This window comes from Microcoleus sp. C2D2 (assembly GCF_036702495.1).
In the GTDB taxonomy this organism is placed as follows: Bacteria; Cyanobacteriota; Cyanobacteriia; order Cyanobacteriales; family Microcoleaceae; genus Microcoleus.
On the sequence record NZ_JAUBTO010000003.1, the window covers coordinates 75,480 to 95,476 of the forward strand.

The following is a 19,997-nucleotide window of genomic DNA, read 5'->3' on the forward strand; positions in this document are numbered from 1 at the left end:
TAGATGCAACACAGCTTAGTAAACCCGCCCCTACGCAATTTATCGATCGCGATCGCTCTCGACCATTTGAGCTACATCCGCCGGATTTGGCAGCCGAATTGTAGCATATTCTTGGTGAATAATCTCAAAAAAACTCTTGACTTTTTCCTCGAAACGTGCAAGTCTAAAGTTCTGACTGCGCTGCTGTGCACCAGCTTGAAGTTCTGCTAGCAAATCGGGATTAACAATTAGTTGACGTGAATGCTGGCAAAGTTCCTCAACGGTATTGAATAAAAAACCCGATCGCCCATGTTGAACAATTTCCGGTTGGCCGCCGCCGTTGAAAACAATCGGAGCACAACAGTTTTGCATTGCTTCCACAGTCGCCATCCCGAAATGTTCAAATCTTTGAGGATTGACTTCACCCAAACCGCAGCCGTGCCAAAATATGCTCGCTCTAGCATAAAGCGATTTTACCTCATCCAAGTCAGCATTGACTTTTACCTCGATCGCCCTTGAATCTTGCTTCAATAAATTCTGAACAGTCTTTAAATAAGGATTGCGGGGAATACTGCTTCCCACTAAAACAAGCCGCCATCCTTGGAATTCTTCAGGATAACCCGCTAGCAAACTGCGGAAAGCTTGAATTAATTCAATTTGCTTTTTTGTTCCCCCAGCTTCAAACTGTCCCACAGCCAAAATTATGTTTTCTTTCGGCACTTTAACTGTTGCCATTTCCACCGGGGGATAAAGCAGAAAAGTTGGCTTTAGGTTCCAGCGTTTATCCAACCACTTGACAGTAAATTGACTATTGGCAATAATGAAAGTGTAGTCATCGACAGCAAAATGACGGTTGCGAAAAGTATTGGGAAAGTGGCAGAAAAATATTGAGATAGGCGACAGTGGTTTCACTTTTTCCAGTTGGTTTGCGTTGATGAAAATATCGTAGTTTTTGCTTTCTCTGGCAATTTCATCAAAGGGATTGTCCATATCATCCACGATCGTGCTGGAATCGATACACTGCATTCCGCGTTTCTCGTAAAACCCCAAGGGAATAATTTTAATTTTGCATCCTGAAAGGTTGAGTCCGTACCAGGATTCTAAGTCGGAAACAGCAACTGCTTTGTTGGCGATAAAAGTAATGTCAAATTCATTTTGTAGCAGCGAGGCGATGGTAGCGACGTATTTTTGACCGCCACCAATAAAATGCAGTCCGTGATCGTAAATGGCGATCGACATTTTGCGATCGCCCCCAACCACCTGCAATCGAGACAAAATGCGATCGACCTTCAGGCGACTGTAAATCACCGCCAACTTTTCGGACAACTGCGGCAATACAGTGGCGATGATTTCTGGTTTCTGATACTCTCGAAGTTTTTTAATCGCTACAAATAAACTCTCGAACAGCAAATCGTACTGCTTATGGGTAAAAAAATCTGAAGTATGAATTGAAGAGACTAATTGCAAAGGTTCGTGTTTCGCCAAATACAAAAACCGATTGCGATTGCAGAAATACTCGGTAAGTTTGCTTCCTTTACTCGAACCCCGATATTCGTGATGGGCGATAGCTGCGGGAGTATAAAGCATTTTCCAACCGCGTTTGTGGCAGCGTTTGGCAAACTCTACATCCTCAAAATACATCACAAAATCTTCATCAATTGGCCCGACATCTTCCAGACATTCTCTCCGAAAAAGCACCGCCGCCCAACAAAGCCCTTCGACTTCCCGTTCTGTATCGTACTGTCCCGAATCTTTCTCGCCAAAGCCGACATCTCGCCAATAAAAATTAGGTAATTGCTGAATGCCTGCGCTGTTAATTCGCCCGTCTTTAAACAGCAATTTGCCGCTAGTGGCACCGATTTTCTTATTAGTTTCTAGCCGTTTGACAAGAATCTCTAACCAGCGACTGTCAAGGGTAGCATCGTTATTTAGAAAGCCGATATATTGCCCTTTCGCTTCGCTGATGCCGAGGTTGAGGGCTTTAGCAAAGTTGTTGGCAGTATTGACAAAAATGCGAACTTTTGGAAAGAGTTCGCGCAGGGAATTAACGGAATCGTCTTTAGAGCAATTATCAATTACAATTAAATCTAGTTGCTGTTCGGGATACGCAAGTTTTTGTAGAGATTTTAAGCAATCTTTCGTGTGGCGCAGACCGTTATAGTTGACTATAATTAACGAACATATTGGCAGTGCGGTCATTGGATTTTAGATTTTAGATTTTAGATTTTAGATTGAAGAATTGCTCTCGCGAATAAATTTGGGGCCTTGTGACCAAATTATTTTGGGTCATCTTTGATGCTTTATTGTTGTCGATCGAGCACTTGAGCGGTAATCTTCTCTAAAATAGCAGTATGTTGCTGCTGCACTGCTTTAATTTGCTCTATTTCAGACTGAAAAGCTGCGATCGCATTTTGTTGAGTCTCAAGCTGTGCTCTAACTTCGGGAGATCCGCTGCTGAATTCCGATTTAATTTTTTTCTCTAGATTTTGTTGATTTTCTTGCAATTTTTGCAATTGAATGCTCAATGTTTGAACGACGCGGGTATTAGCAAAATTGTAAATTACTTGTCGTTCGAGTACGGGCCTGAGCAATTTTCTGACTATTTTCCTAACTGCAATTACTGCGGAACCAAGCCGCCTTTGGTAAGAGGTAATGGGGATGTTATAAATGTCGAAACCCGCCTTTAACAGGGCGATGTCTTCGTCATCTTCATCTCGGGCGTGAAGCGAAGCTATCCCGAAGGGAATCGCACTATTTTCTCTTCCCGGCAGCGACGGCTCAGCAATACCAATTCGCGGCTCCAAAGTTTGGCGCAATTTATCTATTATCTGTTGAGTTGGTATCTCTTCTGGCTGCAAACTTTCCTCTCCTTTAGGTAACTTAGTATGAATTATTATGGAACAGGCATCTTTGCTGTTTCAATCATTGTAACTAATTGTGAACAGGCCGCTTTGCTGTGTGAATAATTGTAATTAATTGTGGAACAGGCATCTTGCCTGTTCAAGGGCGGGCAGGATGCCCACCCCACAATAAAACTTATCTCTTGTTAAATCAGGATTATTGCTTTCGATATTGGCAAACCTCAATTTAAGCTAACTCAATTTGACTGTCATCACCAATCATAAACCGCAGAGCTTTGGGACGAGCCGGCGCATTTGTGAGTTGAGCTCGTTGCCCGATCACGCTGTCAACAATTCGCTGGTGAATGCCAAGTATTTTCGCCCCTTGTAATATTACACTGTGTTCGATATCAGCATCAATCATCGTCACGCGATCGGCAATACTGCTATAAGGCCCGATAAAGCAATTTTCAATGCGGCAATTTTCCCCAATTAGCACCGGCCCGCGAACTGTAGAATTAATGATTTCCGTTCCTTCGCCTATTTGCACTCGTCCGATAATTTGACTTTTGGCGTCTACTTTTAATTCAGTTGAAGCTACGATACAGCTATCTAAAATGATTTGGTTTGCACTCAGTAAATCGTCTTTTTTTCCCGTATCCAGCCACCAACCCTCTAAATTGCAGGCTTCTACCTGTTTTTCCTGATTCATGAGCTGTTGAATAGCGTCTGTAATTTCGAGTTCGCCACGGGCCGAGGGTTGAATTTGATCGATTGCCTCGTGAATACTAGGAGCAAAAAAATAAATCCCCACCAGTGCTAAATTCGAGGGCGGAACTTGTGGTTTTTCTACTAACTGCAAAACTCTTCCTTTCTCATCAACTTTTGCAACACCAAAAGCAGAGGGATTGGGGACTGGGCGCAGCAAAATTAGAGCGTCTAGTTTCTGCTTCTTAAAAATCTCTAAAAACGGATCTAACTGATTCTGAATTAAGTTATCTCCTAAATACATAATAAACGGAGAATCGCCCAAAAAGGGTCGGGCAACTTTTACCGCGTGAGCGAGTCCCGCCGGCTTGTCTTGCAAAATATAAGTAATTTTTGCACCGAAGCGAGATCCATCTCCTGTTTTCGTTTTCACCTCTTCCCCGGTTTCGGGACTAATAATAATTCCAATATCCGTAATCCCAGCCGCCACAATTCCTTCAATTCCATACCACAGTATCGGCTTATTTGCTACAGGAACCAACTGCTTAGCACCCGTATAGGTGAGGGGGCGCAAGCGTGTTCCTTTGCCGCCAGAGAGGATGAGTGCTTTCATTGGGTGAACTATAAGTTATCCTTTAGGGTTTGCGGTGCTGGCTCGATTTGCCTGCACTTGTTCGCTCTCGTTGATTTTAAACCACTGCTACCCCGCTGGCAATAGTTGCCGTGTATTCTGATACAAATGATTTATTTTGCTCAAACTTTTATATTCCTGGAGGCACAGAGTGTCAGAAACCGGGTTTCTTGCTGGAGGAAGCAGCTAAAAGCTGAGGTTTTTTTGTCAAGAAACCAGGTTTCTCAAGGTCGAGAGTGCGCCTGTTTCGATTTAATGGCGTACCCTTTTAATAGCGACCGTATCGGGCCATAAATTGACTACCACTATTGTTTTGATTTGTCAACCAAGCCCACATCTGATCGCCCAGACAAAAATGCCACCATTCGTTAGGATGCTGCTGAAAGCCCGCAGCTATCATCGCATCTTTTAAGATTTTCCTGTGGCGGTGATATTCCTGTTTTTGCGGCTCCTTGCTCTTACCAAAATAATCGGGATAAGAACGTTCTGATATTTCATCAATCGGAGAACCCATATCAATTAGCCGATTATTTTCATCCACTAAAGTTACATCTAAAGCTGCACCTGTACTGTGAGGGGGAGGCATCGCGCGATCGAGGCTCGGTACTGCCCAAAATTGATATACGTGTTCTATAATCACTTGGCGTTTGTCTTCGGAAACTGGAAATTCGCAGCCTTGAGCTATGGCAATTTGATTAAAAGTATAATCTACCATAAATTGCTGGACTTCGACCGGCCGATAAGCGTCAAATATCAGAATTTTCCAATTTTGATAATTTTGCTGTAGCTCAGTTTGAGCTGCGATTAAACTATCTACAACTCCTTGCCGCAAATAGTAAGGCGAATCTGCTTTGCTGTTGTGATAGGGAGCACCCAACTTTTGATAAGGGTGCGGCATTTGAAAGGCAAAATGTTCGGTGGGAATAGGGACTAAAGGTTCGCCACATTCGTCGATAGATATTTGGTGATATGGTTTCATATCCAGGTTTCACCCTAATTTATTACTGATGAACTACAATTGTATCGCGATTCATTTCTGTCAATGAATGTTCCTGAAAGAGTTTAGCCAACTGCGACAAGTTATTCATAAATAAGTCTATAAGTTGGTTATTATTTATGTTGCCTGTCGTCAACATCAACAGCTTGTAAGGTTGCTGCTGGATCGTAAATGAATCGATAAAATCTCTATATTTGGTGATAACAATTCTGCTTTCTTGGATGGAAAGCCAGTTAATTTCTGAATCCGGAGTTGCATTTCGTCGAGGTAAATCCTTAGTATGAATACTATCGCAACCAGCAGATTGCAGCACGCGCGCAAGACGTAGTGGTAATTGTGCATCTACCAAAAACTTGATTACACTAATACTCGGTATATGCTTTTCACTTGAGTCAGCCGCGCGGCAAATAGCAAAGCAGCTAGAATATCCTCATGTTCTAAATCATCATAGTCCTCTATAATTTCTTTAGCATTCATACCAGAACTTAGTAATTCAAGAATGAACTCTACTGGATATCGGAGACCGCGAATACAGGGTTTTCCGTGGCAGATATTTGGATCGAGTGTGATGCGCTGCAAAAGCTGGTTTTTCATATTTTAGGAGCAAATATTAAATATATCCTAACCTAAAGAGCGTAGCTTTCGATCGCTTTGTAGTAAGGACTTTAGTGCTTTCAATTTCCACCTAAAGTCCTAAAGTCCTTACTGCCAAAAAATCCTAACTTTGGCGGTAAGCAACTACCGCATAAAACGGATCGCCGCTTCCTATTCGCAGCATTTGCATAAAACTCGGCAAGTTAGCCTTGCGAACTATTACTTCGGGCTTGCTAAATCCCGGTATATTAGCTCCTTTGACGGAATCAAAGTAACCCTTGACTAATTCTACCCGATCGCCCTCCGATCCTTCCCGCCAAGCCGCGATCGCCTTTTGATAAAACATCCGGTTGGAAAAGCTGATAATTGCTACGCCGCCCGGCTTCAAAATGCGGTGAATCTCGGCAAAAATTACATCCGGGTGTTGCAAATACTGTACCGAAACGCAGTTGACAACGGCATCAAACTCTGCATCTGGCAGTGGAAATTTGGGATTTGCGTTCAAATTCTGCACGAAATAATGATTCAGCCTGCGATTCTTTGCCAACTCCTCTTGATTCATGCCGTGCCCTTCGACATGGGCAAATTGCATCTCGTCGGGGAAGTGAGAAACCCAACTGCTCATCATATCAAAAATCCGAGTATTCGGCTTCAGCCGTTCCCGATACAAATCGGTTAGTTGCTGAATGAATCCATCGTCTACGTGAGTCACAAACCGGGGATAGGAATAGAACAAATTGTCGTCGGTGTCGTCTAACTTGGTGCGTTTGTCGGCTGGAAGCAACATAAATTCTGATCGCAAACTAGATATACTCTTTCTAGTTTAAGAACAATTAAGAATTGTTAACATATCCGGCAGAGGGCGGATTCCCGATTTTAGCGTCGCATTCGATCGCCAAAAAACCTGCTTGCACCCCCTTGACAGCTCCCAAAAAGCATTTTACGCTAATAATACGAACGCTAAGTAATAAACCGATGGTTACTACATCCACTGTCGATCGCACAAATCTAGCTCAGTGGCACGACGTTCTCGCCCCCCACAGCCTGGGCTACCGTGTCAAACTTTTGGCACAGCTAGGCAGTCGCAGGCTGCAAGAGGTACTTGAACCCTATGGATTGACCGCTTTTCACTGGCTGGTACTGTGCTGCTTGTGGCAAGAAGACGGTTTGCCGACTTCCAGCATTGGCGACAAACTGCAACAGGTAGGCGGGACGCTGACAGGCGTGCTCGATCGCATGGAAGAAAGAGGTCTAGTCCGCCGCGAGAGAGACAAGCGCGATCGCCGCATTTGGCGCATTTGGCTGACAGACTCCGGCAGGGAACTGCAAGAGGTATTGCCCCCGCTGGTAGCTGCAATCCGAGATCGATCTGTCGAGGGCTTTTCAGAGGCCGATCGAGAACTCTTTTCCCAACTGATCGATCGGGCGATCGTGAATCTTTCCTAAACCCACAAATCAATCTTTTGAGTCAAGTGCAGCAGCATCTACCTCCACTACATGACAAATAACCGCCAAATACTACGCACTCTTAAAAAAAGCCGTTTTACTAAATTAAAACTACGCATCCTAAACAAACGACATCTTATTAAAGAATCAGGAGTCAAATAGCATCAAAGGCACAAACAAAAGCAACCCAGAATTCAACGGCAACGGCAAGGGCAAAGCAGTCGCCCTATTAGAAAAGCCGATCGGCGACAACACCCAAGCAAGCTAAAATGGTGCCGGTCATACCAGCCCCAGAAACAGAAATCAGCGCCCCCGCCGAGGTCAAAACAGGCGCGGATGGCAACAGGCGCAAGCTACGGGCGAACAAACTAAAGTCAGTCGATCGCAGTAGGATGCTGCTAAAGCTGCGATCGGGCAATCGGAAGCCTCGGTTAAAGACGCTCAACTGCAACTTTCCTAAACGAATATTACTGCTCCGGCCGCCGGACAAATCGGCCGCAAATCCGTTGAAGTCGGGCAGCGGGTGCAGCCGGGAAATCCGTGAATGGCGATCGTCAGTAACGATTTGTGGGTAGTTGCCAACTTCAAAGAAACGCAACTGGCAAATATGAAACCAGGCCAAAAAGTAGAAATCAAATTAGATGCTTTTGGTTGCCGCAAGTTTGAGGGTCGTCTCGATAGTTTCTCCCCTGCTTCTGGCGCTCAATTCTCCTTATTGCCTCCCGATAATGCTACGGGCAATTTCACCAAAGTTGTGCAGCGAATTCCGGTAAAATTTGTGTTTGATGCCGAAAGCATTAAAGGCTATGAATCGCGAATTGCACCGGGGATGTCTGCTACGGTAAATGTTGAACTGAAATCAGGGAAGAACACGGATGTTGACACGGATATACGGATGAATTTAACTGTGTTTCCTTTAATGTCAGCTACGGTACAATATAGCAATCCTTGCAGGAGTCGTAAATTTTTTACCCCACCCCAACCCTCCCCGCGAGTTCGGGGAGGGAGTAAGAAATTCACAAATGATTTAGGATTGCTATAGTATAAACAGAGTTTCTCTGGCGGTTCCTCCGGTGATTTCCAAGCCTCTGTTGCAAAATTTGCCCAGCACTGCCGACCTGCCCTGTTCGGACGATACGCCCGTGGATAACGAAGACCAGAACCTGTTACCCAATTTGCTGCTGCTGTCATTGATTTACCTTTGGTCAGCGCGGATGGACTGGTACTTCGGCGTCGATATGGCGGTGTATCACACTACTGGCGTGAGTCCGAAAGTGCCCGTGGTTCCTGATGCTTTCCTGAGTCTGGGGGTAGAGCGCAAGAAGGGAGGAAAATCGCGGCGCAGCTATGCCACTTGGGAAGAAAACGAGGTGGTGCCGATTTTTGTGTTGGAGATGGTGTCCCACCGTCCCGGAGGCGAATATGACGAAAAACTGGAGCTCTACGCCGAGTTAGGCGTGCTGTATTACCTAATTTATAACCCCGAATTTTGGCAGCGCGATCGCCATCAACCCTTTGAACTCTACAAACTCGAAAATGGCGTTTATCAACTACAAATTGGCGAACCTTACTGGATGCCGGAGGTGGGGTTGGGAATTGGACGCTATCGGGGTTTGGTAGGTGGCTTGTCCCAGGAGATTTTAACGTGGTACGACGCAGCGGGCGATCGGCAACTAAGCCCTGAAGAGCGGGAAAGACAACGCACAGAGGAAGAGCGACTGGCGAAGGAGCAAGAGCGGCAGGCGAAGGAGCAAGAGCGACTGGCGAAGGAACAAGCCCAGCAACGTGCAGAACGGTTAGAGGCAATGCTTAGAGCGCAAGGTATCGATCCCGATCGATTATTGGATGCATAGGATGATAGCTCTTGTAGACAGGAAAGGGCGGGGGACACATTCATTAAGCAGGATTCGCATAGGCACTCAGCATTTCCTTTGCTAATTCAAGGGCTGCGATTGTCTGTTCCCGACTGACACTAGGGAAATGATCTATAGCCTTTCTCAAAAAGATGAGGTATCATGTTACTGACACTCACTCGTGAGTGTCAAACAGAGAAGATCAGATCAAATGAACTATAATTACATGGTTACGCACAAGCCACGCGAAAGCGATACCACACATAATAGCATTTTTTTGACAGCACGATCTGCTTGACTCACAACACGTTTACTTGTACCAAACTTCATACATTGTTAAAAATGAAAGCTTATTCGATTGATTTTAGGCAAAAAATCCTTGATACTTATCATGCTGAACCCATTTCACAAAAAGCAATAGCTAAGCGTTTTTCTGGAGCCTCGGAGTTGCGGACAAAAATTGCTTAAACAATATCGTTAAACAAAAAACATTACTCCGAGAACTGACCGATGTGGAGTCAAAGGCAAACTGAATGCGGAGCAACTACTCATCTTGGCCCAATTGATTGAAGGAAATAATGATGCAACTCTTGAAGAACTCCGTTATTTACTTTATGGGAGAATTGGATTTTCCGTTAGTAGAGCAACAATAGGAAGAATGATAAAACTCTTAGACATTACTGTAAAAAAAAACTCTCTTCCCTTCAGGTAAAGGCACCGAACGAGTTCAACTCCTGCGATGTGAGTTCTGGAAACAAATTAAAAAGATTAGTTTGAAAGACTTAATATTCATTGACGAATCGGGAGTTAATTTGGCAATGGTTAGGTTATATGCTAGGTCTTTAAAAGGTGAAAGAGCCACGGGACCAAAACCAACTAAACGTGGCAAAAATGTCTCAATAATTGGAGCAATGTCAGTCAAGGAAATTTTGACATCGGTTAATCTAATAGGCGGAACTGATGCAATTACATTTGAAGCTTTTATTATCAGAAAGCTTGTGCCAAAACTATGGAAAGGTGCTTGTGTAGTGATGGATAATTGTCCCATTCACCTGGGAGAAGAAGTGAAAAAAGCTATCGAAAAAAAAGGGGCAAAATTAATATATTTATCACCTTATTCACCAGATTTTTCACCAATTGAAAATCTGTGGTCAAAACTTAAAATTATTCTCCGTTCTCTCAAAACTACTAATTATCAAGAATTAGGAAAAGCCATAGAGTTTGCGTTCGGGCAAGTTACATCGTCAAATATTGTTAACTGGTTTACACACTGCTGTTATTGTACCTCATCTTTTTGAGAAAGGCTATAGAAATACATCTAATGAATCACCAGCCTCAAGATAATCAAGTAGGGTTCTCATTGGCACACGAGTTCCAACAAAAACAGGGGTTCCCCCCAGAATGTCGGGGTCGCTATGAACAACACGGGATATTAATGCCATAACAAATTCAGCCAACTGGCTACCAGCTTTTATCGCAATTGTATCCTAAAGTCATCTGGCGTATCTCATATTAAGTGATATCCAGATATAGCTCGCTTCACTTAAATACTTTACCTACATCTTGCCTCGCACATATCGTGATAATCGGAAATGAAGTTGGCTCATTTTCTTCGCGCATCACCTGTTCCAGAGAGTATTCACCCTTTGCATTACGGTTTGCTGTCAATAATGGAATAGGCTGTTGTCCGCTCATCTTTAGAATCATTTACAGAGTCTGAGCGAAGACTACTGTTATCGCATCGAATCATTTTCCCGATCGCATAGTAAGAGCAGGAATGCAGAAGCACTCCCTAAAGCATTGCGCCACGTATTTTATCCAATTGGTGCAGCACCATCGCCGATATACCAACCTGTTAAAGCAACAGGGTGTTCATTGAATCGATCGCTATGTTGGTTAGGGCAGATGTTCGGAAGAATTTCATTGCTGGAATTGGGCATTTTCGACCAATCTGCCCAAGCATTTTGTTCATGCAGTATTCTGTTCTCTCTCTCTCAACTCTGACCAAAAGTTTAAGAAGTCTTGTTCTACTTTTCCAAGCCGCCTCAAATCTCTCTCTTGGCGTGCAGTTACAATAACAAGCCAGATATTAAAAATAACAACGCTGGCAATACTAATGACACGCCATTGACTGAACGGATTATCTCCGACTAAACTAACCAAAGAAAATATTGTTGCTGCACCTGCAATTAAGTAAATCATAGTTATAATAAACCATTCATTAATCCCAATGAGTGATGACAATGCCTGTCGTACATTTTCGCCTGTTGGCTGTTTGCGAGACCCATCTAATCGGGTTTCCCATTTTATGAACTCAAGATTTGGTTCCAAGAAAGTACGGATGTAGGTGCTAATCCGCCATATCCGACGACGATTTCCTTGTAAAAGTCTATAGCCAGGAATTGTAACAACATATATGCACATAAAAATGAGCGATCTGAGAACAGGATCACTTTGGTTCAGTCCTGCTGTTAGAATAGCCCCTGCTGCACCAACAATTATGCTGATAGTTTGGTAATTCCGAGAATCTGCGTGAGTTATTTCACTCCGCAGACTTTGGTATTCATTCCAGATTTGCACTTCTTTGTCCATTTTTCCAACTCATCAAAATACAACATCTAATCTCTTCGCAACCAAAATATGTCTTTCTAAATCCGATTATAGACACCTATAAAGCCTAACCTGCGTACAGATAGCTCTCAATGTACCGCTTTTAATCTCAGTTTGATTAGGCATGACTAGCGGAGTCTGAGTTCCATCTTCATTATCCCTCACCATATTGCTTCCCGCTGCGCTCTACGTTGCTGAAGTTTGACTCGCACAGCTTCATATTCAGAGCGAGGAGGAGTTGCCGCGATGCGAGCAAAGCGTTCACGATTGCGCTCTTCCCAGTATTGCCGGGTTTCTTCGGCTGATTTCAAAACTTCTTGATACTCAGCTTCTACATCTGTCTGGTGCGCCTCAATGTAGGAGAGGGCAGCGCGTAACTGCTCATCCGTAAGGTTAAATACGTCCCGAATGAATTTAGGGGGATACTGGGCTTTGAGATGATCTATTACATCATAAAGGGTTATGCGTGTCCCCGCGATCGTCAGCCCCCTTTCTGTGCGGACGATCGTCACTTTTCCATTAGGTTGTGGAGTCATATCCCTAACCCTCCAAAAACTACATCCATATTACCTTTTTCTGGGAATTACCCACAGGCTAAGAAACCCGGTTTCTTCGATAATCTTAATTGGGATACGAAATATCTCGAAAGAAACCGGGTTTCTGGGAATTACCCACAAACTAATATCATGAATTTAAAATTATTTGTAAACTCAACAACTCTATGGTATAATAGAAGATTGTGAATATTAATCAAAAGTAAAGTAACAAGCCCGGAGAAATCAAAATGACACAGCAAACCCTGCACGGAACCAGCCGCAAAAGAAAAAGAACATCCGGTTTTCGCGCCAGAATGCGCACCGCAACCGGTCGATTGGTAATCAAAGCCCGCCGCAGCAAAGGTCGCCACCGCCTCGCAGTCTAGCACTGCATCAAGGTTGAGAAGCCTCAACGATCGCCCTACGCCATGTTGCCCGAGACAAACCGACTCAAACACCGAAAAGACTTCAGCGCCGTCTACCGCAAGGGAATTCGCCGCAACTCCGCTCATTTGAGCTTAAGAGCTCTGCGTAAACCCAAAAGCGTCGAATTAAGCAAACCCACAGCCGAAAAATCCTTGCAGCCAACTCGCACAGGCATTTCTATCAGCCTGAAGGTTAGCAAGCGCGCTGTAGTCCGCAACCGGATTAAGCGTCAGATTCGGGCAGCTTTGCGACAGCTATTGCCCCGATTAAAATTCGGGTGGGATTTAGTAATTGTCGTGCGTCCGATCGCACAAGAGTGCAATTATGCAGAAATTCTGCAAGAATTAGAGCAGTTGTTGGTAGAAGCCGAGGTGCTAGATGGGAATTCGAGAGGAAGTATATTATGAAGGCGGCCCCGCGCCGGGAGACTTGATTATCAACTTACTCCTAGGGCTGACAGTCGTCGGCATCCCCCTCGCAGTAGGAGGAATTGTCCGGGCTCTGTGGCTGCGGTATCGGATCACGAATCGCCGAGTGTCCGTAACTAGCGGTTGGATGGGGGGCGATCGCACAGACGTTATCTACTCAGATATAGTCAAAATCGTCACAGTACCTCGAGGTTTCGGGAGTTACGGAGACATGGTACTCACAATGAAAAATGGCAGCCGCTTGGAACTGAGAGCTATGCCGAAATTTCGAGCCATGTATGACTACATTAACGAAAAACTGCCCGCAGCAGCTCAAAAAGCAAATGCGGCCCAAGCTAAATAACCGAACCGCTTCGCCCTCAAATCAGGGTGAAGTGAGTGCGACTATTGGCAAACTAAACAAAAAACCGCTAGCGGGCGGTCGATCGACGGGTAATGTCCTAAGATAGAGACAAAACCCAGACAATTGAGGCGGCTCGCCTTCAGCGGGTAAAAATAGTTCTCAACAGCAAACATAGAGCAGCTAAATTAACTCAAAGCGAATGGATTTTGGTATCTCGTTTCTCTCCAACAACCTAATGCTGCCGATCCTAGATTTTTTCTACGGGATCGTGCCAAGCTACGGTTTAGCGATCGTAGCACTAACGCTCGTGATTCGCTTTGCTCTTTATCCTCTCAACGCAGGCTCTCTTCGCAATATGCGGCGCATGAAAGTAGCGCAGCCGTTGATGAAAGAGCGAGTAGATCAAATTCAAAAACTCTATAAAGAAAATCCTGCAAAACAGCAGGAGGAAATGAGCAAAGTATACAAAGAATTTGGCAATCCTCTAGCAGGATGCTTCCCCTTGCTGCTGCAAATGCCAGTGCTGTTTGCACTGTTTGCAACGCTACGGGGTTCGCCGTTTTCTGACATAAATTACAGCGTCAACGTTCAAGTTTTGCCGAAAGAACAAATCGAAAATGTTCAACCGCAAGCTTTTGCTACACCGCCCCAAAATATTTACGTCACAGGTACTATTCATGCTCCACTTGTGGGCGTAATCCCAGGCGGCGACAAACTCGCAGTCGGCGACACAACCAAGATTGATTTTCAAACCCCAGAGGGCAAACCTCTCAAAGCCTTAGCCGCAGAAAATAAGAGCGAAATCGACTTTGAACCCCGCTGGAAAGTCATCAAAGGCGAAGAAATCGTCAAAGTAGATGAACAGGGCAACATCACGGCATTAGCGCCCGGTGAAGCCACAGTTCAAGGCACAGTCCCCGGATTGGCTACTAACAAAGGCTTCCTGTTTATAGAAGCTCTAGGCCGCGTTGGCGCGATCGACTCAGACGGTACAATCCACTGGGATATTTTGGTGATGATCCTGGGCTTCGGCATCAGTTTGTATATCAACCAAACTCTTTCGGGACAAGCACAAGGACCAAACGACAACCCCCAACAGGCTACAGTTAACAAACTGACGCCAGTCATATTTTCGGGGATGTTTTTGTTCTTCCCACTGCCTGCTGGCGTGTTGATGTATATGCTGATTGCTAACATCTTCCAGACAGTTCAGGCGTTTATTTTGTCGCGAGAACCGCTGCCCGAAAACCTCCAAAAAATAGTAGACGAAGCAGAGGCGAAAACCAAAAAAGACCAGGGATTAGATGCCATGCCCTTTGAGCCCAAGCGTGCCAAGAAAAAGGCTTGATTTTAACAACAATGAAAGACTCTCAAATGCAGCGCGGACAGCAATGGTTAGAAGAATTATTACAACTGTCCGCCCTTCCGTCAAAAGTGGTATGCGAACAACAAAAAGATTGTTATTGGATGACAATAGATGAAAGCAATCTGACTGCCGAACAAGTTGCAATTTTACTCGGGCCTGAGGGTAATGTAATAGATGCCATTCAGTACCTCTGCAACACGGTTCAGAATATAGGTCAGGAAATAGAGGAGTCACTTCCTTATACAGTTGAACTCAATGGCTATCGCATCCGCCGCCAAGCGGAATTGCGATCGATGGCAGAGTACGCAGCAGATCAAGCGCGCTCCACGGGAGTTGAATTTGAACTAAAATCGCTGTCTTCGGCAGAACGCCGTCAAGTCCACAGCTTTTTGAGCGAATGTGAGGACATAGAAACTTACAGTCAAGGACAAGAACCCGATCGGCGTTTGGTAGTTCGCCTGCGCTGACAATAACAAGAGAAAAAAGGAAAAAGGAAAAAGCGAAAAATTAGCTATTCCTTTTGACTTTTGACTTTTGACTTTTGCGTTGAGACAAACATAATAAAACGGCGAGAGATTATTATGGAGACAATTTATATCCCTCATCTCCTCACAAAAACTGAGCGGAAAGAGGTCATTGATTTTGACGAATTTATCCCCGATTTAGAAACTCTTACTCCGGTGCGGGGGCGACTACAAGTGACTCACCAAGGGAATTATCTTGAGGTGAAGGCGAAAGCAGAAACAATTGTTACTCTCACCTGCCACAGATGCTTGAAACAATACAATCACCGTTTGGCACTCAACTCATCTGAACTAATCTGGCTCGAAGAAACAGCAAATCAGACAGATTCAAGTTCAGCAGAAATAGAAGTGGCTTTAGAAGATTTGGTGGAAAATTTGTCGCCTGGCGGCTATTTCTCTCCGGGCGATTGGGTGTACGAGCACATGTGTTTGGAACTGCCCCACAAACAGCTATGCGATGCTCAATGTCCGGGAATAAGTTTAAATGATGCAGAAGAGATAGAAAGGTCAGAAACTGCATCGGACAGTCGCTGGGCTTCTCTGGCAGCACTTAAACGGCAATTGCCTTAGTCAATAGTCAGAAGTCAATAGTCATTAGTCATTAGTCCTTAGTCATTAGTCATTAGTCATTAGTGAGCAGTCAGCAGTCAGCCGTCAGTAGCTAAGAACTAATAACTGTGGAATAAAGAATGAAAAAAAATCACATCGGCTAACATCTAATAACCAATAACTAATAACTAAGGACTAATGACTAAGGACTAATAACCAATGACCAATAACTAATGACTATTTTTAGCGACGAGTTTGAACTGCTGCTGCGATCGCGCTACCCCCTAATTTACATTCCCACACGGGAAGAAGAGCGCGTAGAAGTGGCGATCGCCCAAAGTGCCAAAAAACAAGGTTCTCGCGCCGTCTACATCTGGGATTTTGTTGATGGCTACCAAGGGAATCCCAACGATGCTGGTTTTGGCAAGCGCAACCCGCTGCAAGCTTTGGAATTTCTCGAAAAATTGCCCGCCTCCGCGCCGGCAATTTTTATTCTGCGCGACTTTCAGCGGTTTTTGGAAGATGTCTCAATTTCCCGCAAGCTGCGGAATTTGGCGAGACTCCTCAAATCTGTACCCAAAAATATTGTCATCGTATCTCCTCTAATTTCGATCCCGGAAGACCTCAGCGAAGTGATGACAGTTTTGGAATTTCCCCTGCCTGCGGCGGGGGAAATCAAAATTGAGGTAGAAAGGCTGTTAGGGGCTACCGGACAAGCCATTGAAGGGCGTTTGCTGGACGAAACAGTCCGCTCCTGTCAAGGGCTGTCGATCGAACGAATCCGCCGAGTTTTGGCAAAGGCGATCGCCACCAGAGGCGAACTCCATCCCGACGACGCGGAACTGATTTTAGAAGAAAAGCGCCAAACAATTCGCCAAACTCAAATTCTGGATTTTTACCCAGCCCGCGAAAATATTTCCGATATCGGCGGTTTGGACAATCTCAAAGAATGGCTGCTGCGGCGCGGCGGTGCTTTTACCGAACGAGCCCGCCAATACGGTTTGCCGCATCCCAGAGGTTTGTTGTTAGTCGGAATTCAAGGAACCGGAAAATCATTAACAGCAAAGGCGATCGCCCACCACTGGCATTTGCCTTTGCTGCGGTTGGATGTCGGGCGCTTGTTTGCCGGATTAGTCGGAGAATCGGAATCCCGCACCAGGCAAATGATTCAGCTAGCCGAAGCTTTGGCCCCCTGCGTGCTGTGGATTGACGAGATTGACAAAGCTTTTGGGGGATTGGACGGTAAAGGGGATTCCGGGACAACCAGCCGGGTGTTCGGGACTTTTATTACTTGGTTGGCCGAAAAAACTTCGCCGGTGTTTGTAGTCGCAACCGCCAACAACATCCAGTCTTTGCCCCCAGAAATGCTCAGAAAAGGCAGGTTTGACGAAATATTTTTTGTCGGTTTGCCCAGCCAGGAGGAACGGCGGGCGATTTTTGAGGTACATTTGTTGCGGTTGCGATCGCACAGCATCAAAAATTACGATGTAGAGCGCTTGGCTTACGAAACTCCCGATTTTTCAGGAGCCGAAATCGAGCAAACTTTGATTGAAGCAATGCACATTGGGTTTAGCCAAAATCGAGACTTTACCACAGATGATATTTTAGAATCAGCTAGTCAGATGGTGCCCTTAGCCAGAACGGCTCAAGAACAAATTCAGTTTCTCCAAGATTGGGCCGCTGCGGGGAAAGCTCGCCTTGCTTCTAGATACGGCAGTTTGAGCCGCCGGATTCAAGGTTAAGCTTTTGAAGTCAGTAGTCAGTAGTTAGTAGCCAGTTGTCAGTTGGCAGTTACCAGATTTTACTCAACATTCACCAGTCAACACTCAATAGTCAACTTTCTTCCCTCTCCCTTCTTCCTTCTTCCTTCTTCCTTCTTCCTTCTTCCTTCTTCCTTCTTCCTTCTTCCTTCTTTTGCGGTTTTATGAACAGTCTATATAGCGTTTTCAAATTTTTAGTGGGTTTTCTGCTAGCGATCGTCCTGATGGCAGGTGCTAGCGTGGCGGCTGCACTTTACTTTGCCGCTAAGCTAACGACTGTGCCCGAAAGACCTGTTTTTCCCAACGACAAAACACCTGTTCAGATTGCAGGCGCAGCGCCGAAGTCAACAGCCCAGGCTAGCCCTGTTTCTACATCTAGCGATGCCCCTTCTCCGAAACCGCTGGAACCGGGAGCTTACCGAGCTCTGGTGACTCAGCCGATCGGCTTAATTCTCCGGGATACTGGTAGCCGAGACTCGAACCGCATTGGTGGTGTTGGTTACAAGGAAAAAGTCGTGGTTTTGGAAGAGTCGCCGGATAAAGAGTGGCAGCGAATTCGGGTTGAGGATGGCAATCGCGAAGGTTGGGTCAAAGGCGGCAATACTGAAAAAGTTGAGGGCGAATAGGACTTAGACAAAAAATCTACTCCTCTCATTGTGAAAGCAGCCAAGCAATTGCAGTGTGAAAATTCTTCACCAACGCCGGGTTTTTTCCTGTCTCTTGTTTCCAATAGCTATATATAGCAACCGCGCCCGGCGGTAATAGCATAAACTGGAAGTAGTCCCTCATACTGCTGTGCGATCGCGAACGTACCCAAACCCTACAGTTACGACCTTCGTCAGAAGGCGATCGAAGCCATAGAACTTGATGGCTTGAACATTAGTGAAGCAAGTCTTCTGTTCAAAATTAGTCGCAACACCATCAGTATATGGTTTTCGAGGCAAGCCAAAACTGGGAACGCAATTCGCGTTACCCAATCAACCTCCGGGTAACGGTCATAAAATGACCGCAGGGGGAAAAATTCCGCGAGAACGCCTTGACTCATGGGAATAAAACGAGCGGTGGAGATAGCCTCACTTTGGGACGGGGAAATTAGCGCTCGCACCATCTCACGGGCCTTGAAAAAGATTGGCTTCACTCGAAAAAAAAACTTACGGCATTCCAAGAACGGGATGAAGTTAAACGCAAGGCGTTTATAGCTAATTTGTCCAGTGTAGACCCCGATCTGATTGTTTACCTAGATGAGTCAGCGGATCGATCGACCCAGATCGGTACGATTATGGTTGGAATCAAATAGGCCAGCGCTTCTATGCACTCAAGTCAGGACGGCGTGAGGGGCTAGTGAATGCGATAGCGAATGCGCTCTGTGCCCAAAACCTGATATAGCAATCCTAAATCATTTGTGAATTTCTTACTCCCGAGCGAGCGGGTTCGGGGAGGGTTGGGGTGGGGTAAAAAATTTACGACTCCTGCAAGGATTGCTATCGCTCCGTTTACCCTTGAGGGAGCGTGTAATCGAACAGTATTATTTCTATGAAAGTTCGATCGAGAAATTTCCTGATGGGGGCGATCGCTGCGTTCGACCCAACTCGCGAGAATGTCCCGTATTTACTGCATCTATTTTTAGGAATCATTAACAAACCCCACACTCTTGGCGATCGCATCTCCTAAAACTTCAGGAAACTGTGCCGAAAGAGGTGACTCAGTTGACAGTAAGTTACAACGCCAGAACGGTGAGTACGGTGGAGGAACTGCAACAAGCATATCAGCAAACAACCCGCTCGCGTCAAAAAACCGCACGTCGCCCAGTGGCAAAAAAGCGCGTGAAGCGAAGCTATCCCGTAGGGAATCGCCCGCTCCACTGAGAAGTCTGCTCCTTTTTCAAATAGAACTCAAGTATATAAGATAGAGATTGACTCGCGGACAATGTAACTCAGGGCGAATGATGTGCTAATTGAAACGGGTCCGAGTAATTAACACAACTCAAATCTTATCTCCAACAAACTCAGGGAGTAGAGGGGATAATCAGCTACTATCGCTCTCGCATCGCATCCCACCCCGACCACATAAAACTCTACCATCAGACCTTGACAATTAAGCCAGAGGATGCTGTAAGCTGTTGGCAGTTAGCTAATGCTTTGGTTAGGCAAAATCGCTTTGATGATGCGATCGCGGATTACCAAACCGCACGACCAGATCACCGGGTAAAATGAGCAACTTTACATAAATTTACCCGCTTGGTTTCAACGAGATGGTAAGCTTGAGCTCACTCGCTAAATCAGTCTCTCACCACTACAGGAGGGCATATGCCTTTATCTTCGCAAAACCCCAATTCTCCTGCGGACAAAACCACCCTAATCAATACTCTGTTAACACTTGATAAGTTCGTCAAATTTGCTTTCAGTTT

Annotated in this window: 25 protein-coding genes and 1 pseudogene; 15 read left to right on the plus strand and 11 right to left on the minus strand. The window is 45.2% G+C overall.

The window, feature by feature from the left end:
* Window positions 1–39 precede the first annotated feature (39 nt).
* The 7 genes from QUB61_RS01940 to QUB61_RS01970 form a co-directional block, all read right to left on the minus strand.
* Window positions 40–2,178 carry a glycosyltransferase gene (locus QUB61_RS01940; protein WP_333122661.1) on the minus strand — a complete coding sequence of 713 codons (2,139 nt, stop codon included), beginning with the start codon at window positions 2,176–2,178 and terminating at the stop codon, window positions 40–42.
* A gap of 101 nt (window positions 2,179–2,279) precedes the next feature.
* Complete coding sequence (locus tag QUB61_RS01945; RefSeq protein ID WP_333122664.1) at window positions 2,280–2,837, minus strand: hypothetical protein; 558 nt, start codon at window positions 2,835–2,837, stop codon at window positions 2,280–2,282.
* A 229-nt stretch (window positions 2,838–3,066) separates the two neighbouring features.
* Entirely contained in the window at window positions 3,067–4,140 is a 1,074-nt protein-coding gene (locus QUB61_RS01950; RefSeq protein WP_333122667.1) for a glucose-1-phosphate thymidylyltransferase, read from the minus strand.
* 286 nt (window positions 4,141–4,426) lie between these two features.
* Window positions 4,427–5,137: a M15 family metallopeptidase gene (locus QUB61_RS01955; RefSeq protein WP_333122670.1), complete on the minus strand. Its 711-nt coding sequence runs from the start codon at window positions 5,135–5,137 to the stop codon at window positions 4,427–4,429.
* 22 nt (window positions 5,138–5,159) lie between these two features.
* On the minus strand, window positions 5,160–5,504 hold the full coding sequence (locus QUB61_RS01960) for a DUF5615 family PIN-like protein (RefSeq protein WP_333122673.1): 345 nt from the start codon (window positions 5,502–5,504) through the stop codon (window positions 5,160–5,162).
* Window positions 5,505–5,512: 8 nt separating this feature from the next.
* Window positions 5,513–5,749 (minus strand): DUF433 domain-containing protein, encoded by a 237-nt coding sequence (locus tag QUB61_RS01965; RefSeq protein ID WP_333122676.1) that lies wholly within the window; start codon window positions 5,747–5,749, stop codon window positions 5,513–5,515.
* Window positions 5,750–5,873: 124 nt separating this feature from the next.
* On the minus strand, window positions 5,874–6,536 hold the full coding sequence (locus tag QUB61_RS01970; protein ID WP_333122678.1) for a class I SAM-dependent methyltransferase: 663 nt from the start codon (window positions 6,534–6,536) through the stop codon (window positions 5,874–5,876).
* A gap of 188 nt (window positions 6,537–6,724) precedes the next feature.
* Between QUB61_RS01970 and QUB61_RS01975 the strand changes: the two genes are divergently transcribed.
* On the plus strand, window positions 6,725–7,195 hold the full coding sequence (locus QUB61_RS01975) for a MarR family transcriptional regulator (protein ID WP_333122680.1): 471 nt from the start codon (window positions 6,725–6,727) through the stop codon (window positions 7,193–7,195).
* Between the two features lie 229 nt (window positions 7,196–7,424).
* On the opposite strand, the gene QUB61_RS01980 is transcribed toward QUB61_RS01975, so the two are convergent.
* The gene (locus QUB61_RS01980; RefSeq protein ID WP_333122682.1) at window positions 7,425–7,793 is read right to left on the minus strand and encodes a hypothetical protein; all 369 of its coding nucleotides are present in this window, start codon (window positions 7,791–7,793) and stop codon (window positions 7,425–7,427) included.
* A gap of 9 nt (window positions 7,794–7,802) precedes the next feature.
* Between QUB61_RS01980 and QUB61_RS01985 the strand changes: the two genes are divergently transcribed.
* The 3 genes and pseudogenes from QUB61_RS01985 to QUB61_RS01995 all read left to right on the plus strand — a co-directional run bounded on the left by QUB61_RS01985 (window position 7,803) and on the right by QUB61_RS01995 (window position 10,346).
* Window positions 7,803–8,237, plus strand: a complete 435-nt coding sequence (locus QUB61_RS01985) for an HlyD family secretion protein (protein WP_333122685.1) — start codon at window positions 7,803–7,805, stop codon at window positions 8,235–8,237.
* Window positions 8,238–8,268: 31 nt separating this feature from the next.
* Window positions 8,269–9,048 carry a Uma2 family endonuclease gene (locus QUB61_RS01990; protein ID WP_333122687.1) on the plus strand — a complete coding sequence of 260 codons (780 nt, stop codon included), beginning with the start codon at window positions 8,269–8,271 and terminating at the stop codon, window positions 9,046–9,048.
* Window positions 9,049–9,390: 342 nt separating this feature from the next.
* Window positions 9,391–10,346, plus strand: a pseudogene (locus QUB61_RS01995) (IS630 family transposase).
* 6 nt (window positions 10,347–10,352) lie between these two features.
* Here QUB61_RS01995 and QUB61_RS02000 read toward each other — a convergent pair.
* The 3 genes from QUB61_RS02000 to QUB61_RS02010 all read right to left on the minus strand — a co-directional run bounded on the left by QUB61_RS02000 (window position 10,353) and on the right by QUB61_RS02010 (window position 12,194).
* The gene (locus QUB61_RS02000) at window positions 10,353–10,490 is read right to left on the minus strand and encodes a DUF433 domain-containing protein (RefSeq protein WP_333123007.1); all 138 of its coding nucleotides are present in this window, start codon (window positions 10,488–10,490) and stop codon (window positions 10,353–10,355) included.
* 526 nt (window positions 10,491–11,016) lie between these two features.
* On the minus strand, window positions 11,017–11,640 hold the full coding sequence (locus tag QUB61_RS02005) for a hypothetical protein (RefSeq protein WP_333122696.1): 624 nt from the start codon (window positions 11,638–11,640) through the stop codon (window positions 11,017–11,019).
* A gap of 179 nt (window positions 11,641–11,819) precedes the next feature.
* Window positions 11,820–12,194: a DUF433 domain-containing protein gene (locus tag QUB61_RS02010; RefSeq protein ID WP_333122698.1), complete on the minus strand. Its 375-nt coding sequence runs from the start codon at window positions 12,192–12,194 to the stop codon at window positions 11,820–11,822.
* A gap of 248 nt (window positions 12,195–12,442) precedes the next feature.
* Here QUB61_RS02010 and rpmH point away from each other — a divergent pair, with 248 nt between their 5' ends.
* From rpmH to QUB61_RS02065, 11 genes are all read left to right on the plus strand, one after another.
* Entirely contained in the window at window positions 12,443–12,580 is a 138-nt protein-coding gene (rpmH, locus tag QUB61_RS02015) for a 50S ribosomal protein L34 (protein WP_006632320.1), read from the plus strand.
* A 42-nt stretch (window positions 12,581–12,622) separates the two neighbouring features.
* A complete protein-coding gene (rnpA, locus tag QUB61_RS02020; RefSeq protein WP_333122700.1) occupies window positions 12,623–13,027 on the plus strand; it encodes a ribonuclease P protein component in 405 nt (134 codons plus the stop codon).
* Window positions 12,999–13,391, plus strand: coding sequence for a PH domain-containing protein (locus tag QUB61_RS02025; RefSeq protein ID WP_333122702.1), 393 nt, complete (start codon window positions 12,999–13,001; stop codon window positions 13,389–13,391). The genes rnpA and QUB61_RS02025 overlap by 29 nt, the downstream gene beginning before the upstream one ends.
* 199 nt (window positions 13,392–13,590) lie before the next feature.
* Complete coding sequence (yidC, locus tag QUB61_RS02030; protein WP_333122705.1) at window positions 13,591–14,739, plus strand: membrane protein insertase YidC; 1,149 nt, start codon at window positions 13,591–13,593, stop codon at window positions 14,737–14,739.
* A gap of 11 nt (window positions 14,740–14,750) precedes the next feature.
* Window positions 14,751–15,224, plus strand: coding sequence for a R3H domain-containing nucleic acid-binding protein (locus QUB61_RS02035; RefSeq protein WP_333122708.1), 474 nt, complete (start codon window positions 14,751–14,753; stop codon window positions 15,222–15,224).
* Between the two features lie 114 nt (window positions 15,225–15,338).
* Window positions 15,339–15,851, plus strand: coding sequence for a YceD family protein (locus QUB61_RS02040; protein WP_333122711.1), 513 nt, complete (start codon window positions 15,339–15,341; stop codon window positions 15,849–15,851).
* Between the two features lie 212 nt (window positions 15,852–16,063).
* Window positions 16,064–17,572, plus strand: a complete 1,509-nt coding sequence (locus QUB61_RS02045; protein WP_333122714.1) for an AAA family ATPase — start codon at window positions 16,064–16,066, stop codon at window positions 17,570–17,572.
* Window positions 17,573–17,754: 182 nt separating this feature from the next.
* Entirely contained in the window at window positions 17,755–18,216 is a 462-nt protein-coding gene (locus QUB61_RS02050) for an SH3 domain-containing protein (protein WP_333122717.1), read from the plus strand.
* A 246-nt stretch (window positions 18,217–18,462) separates the two neighbouring features.
* The gene (locus tag QUB61_RS39715) at window positions 18,463–18,582 is read left to right on the plus strand and encodes a hypothetical protein (protein ID WP_445300160.1); all 120 of its coding nucleotides are present in this window, start codon (window positions 18,463–18,465) and stop codon (window positions 18,580–18,582) included.
* Window positions 18,583–19,123: 541 nt separating this feature from the next.
* Window positions 19,124–19,261 (plus strand): hypothetical protein, encoded by a 138-nt coding sequence (locus QUB61_RS02060; protein ID WP_333122722.1) that lies wholly within the window; start codon window positions 19,124–19,126, stop codon window positions 19,259–19,261.
* Between the two features lie 14 nt (window positions 19,262–19,275).
* Window positions 19,276–19,455 (plus strand): hypothetical protein, encoded by a 180-nt coding sequence (locus tag QUB61_RS02065; protein WP_333122724.1) that lies wholly within the window; start codon window positions 19,276–19,278, stop codon window positions 19,453–19,455.
* Window positions 19,456–19,997: the final 542 nt, after the last annotated feature.

Bases quoted from the DNA above. Each gene is read 5' to 3' on its own strand.
- QUB61_RS01965 (WP_333122676.1), bottom strand. From the start codon at position 5,749: ATGAAAAACCAGCTTTTGCAGCGCATCACACTCGATCCAAATATCTGC.
- QUB61_RS02045 (WP_333122714.1), top strand. From the start codon at position 16,064: ATGACTATTTTTAGCGACGAGTTTGAACTGCTGCTGCGATCGCGCTAC.
- rpmH (WP_006632320.1), top strand. From the start codon at position 12,443: ATGACACAGCAAACCCTGCACGGAACCAGCCGCAAAAGAAAAAGAACA.
- QUB61_RS01985 (WP_333122685.1), top strand. From the start codon at position 7,803: ATGAAACCAGGCCAAAAAGTAGAAATCAAATTAGATGCTTTTGGTTGC.
- QUB61_RS01950 (WP_333122667.1), bottom strand. From the start codon at position 4,140: ATGAAAGCACTCATCCTCTCTGGCGGCAAAGGAACACGCTTGCGCCCC.
- QUB61_RS01955 (WP_333122670.1), bottom strand. From the start codon at position 5,137: ATGAAACCATATCACCAAATATCTATCGACGAATGTGGCGAACCTTTA.
- QUB61_RS01940 (WP_333122661.1), bottom strand. From the start codon at position 2,178: ATGACCGCACTGCCAATATGTTCGTTAATTATAGTCAACTATAACGGT.
- QUB61_RS01975 (WP_333122680.1), top strand. From the start codon at position 6,725: ATGGTTACTACATCCACTGTCGATCGCACAAATCTAGCTCAGTGGCAC.
- QUB61_RS02000 (WP_333123007.1), bottom strand. From the start codon at position 10,490: ATGGCATTAATATCCCGTGTTGTTCATAGCGACCCCGACATTCTGGGG.
- QUB61_RS02060 (WP_333122722.1), top strand. From the start codon at position 19,124: ATGAAAGTTCGATCGAGAAATTTCCTGATGGGGGCGATCGCTGCGTTC.
- QUB61_RS02025 (WP_333122702.1), top strand. From the start codon at position 12,999: ATGGGAATTCGAGAGGAAGTATATTATGAAGGCGGCCCCGCGCCGGGA.
- QUB61_RS02050 (WP_333122717.1), top strand. From the start codon at position 17,755: ATGAACAGTCTATATAGCGTTTTCAAATTTTTAGTGGGTTTTCTGCTA.
- QUB61_RS02035 (WP_333122708.1), top strand. From the start codon at position 14,751: ATGAAAGACTCTCAAATGCAGCGCGGACAGCAATGGTTAGAAGAATTA.
- rnpA (WP_333122700.1), top strand. From the start codon at position 12,623: ATGTTGCCCGAGACAAACCGACTCAAACACCGAAAAGACTTCAGCGCC.
- QUB61_RS01970 (WP_333122678.1), bottom strand. From the start codon at position 6,536: ATGTTGCTTCCAGCCGACAAACGCACCAAGTTAGACGACACCGACGAC.
- QUB61_RS02005 (WP_333122696.1), bottom strand. From the start codon at position 11,640: ATGGACAAAGAAGTGCAAATCTGGAATGAATACCAAAGTCTGCGGAGT.
- yidC (WP_333122705.1), top strand. From the start codon at position 13,591: ATGGATTTTGGTATCTCGTTTCTCTCCAACAACCTAATGCTGCCGATC.
- QUB61_RS02010 (WP_333122698.1), bottom strand. From the start codon at position 12,194: ATGACTCCACAACCTAATGGAAAAGTGACGATCGTCCGCACAGAAAGG.
- QUB61_RS02040 (WP_333122711.1), top strand. From the start codon at position 15,339: ATGGAGACAATTTATATCCCTCATCTCCTCACAAAAACTGAGCGGAAA.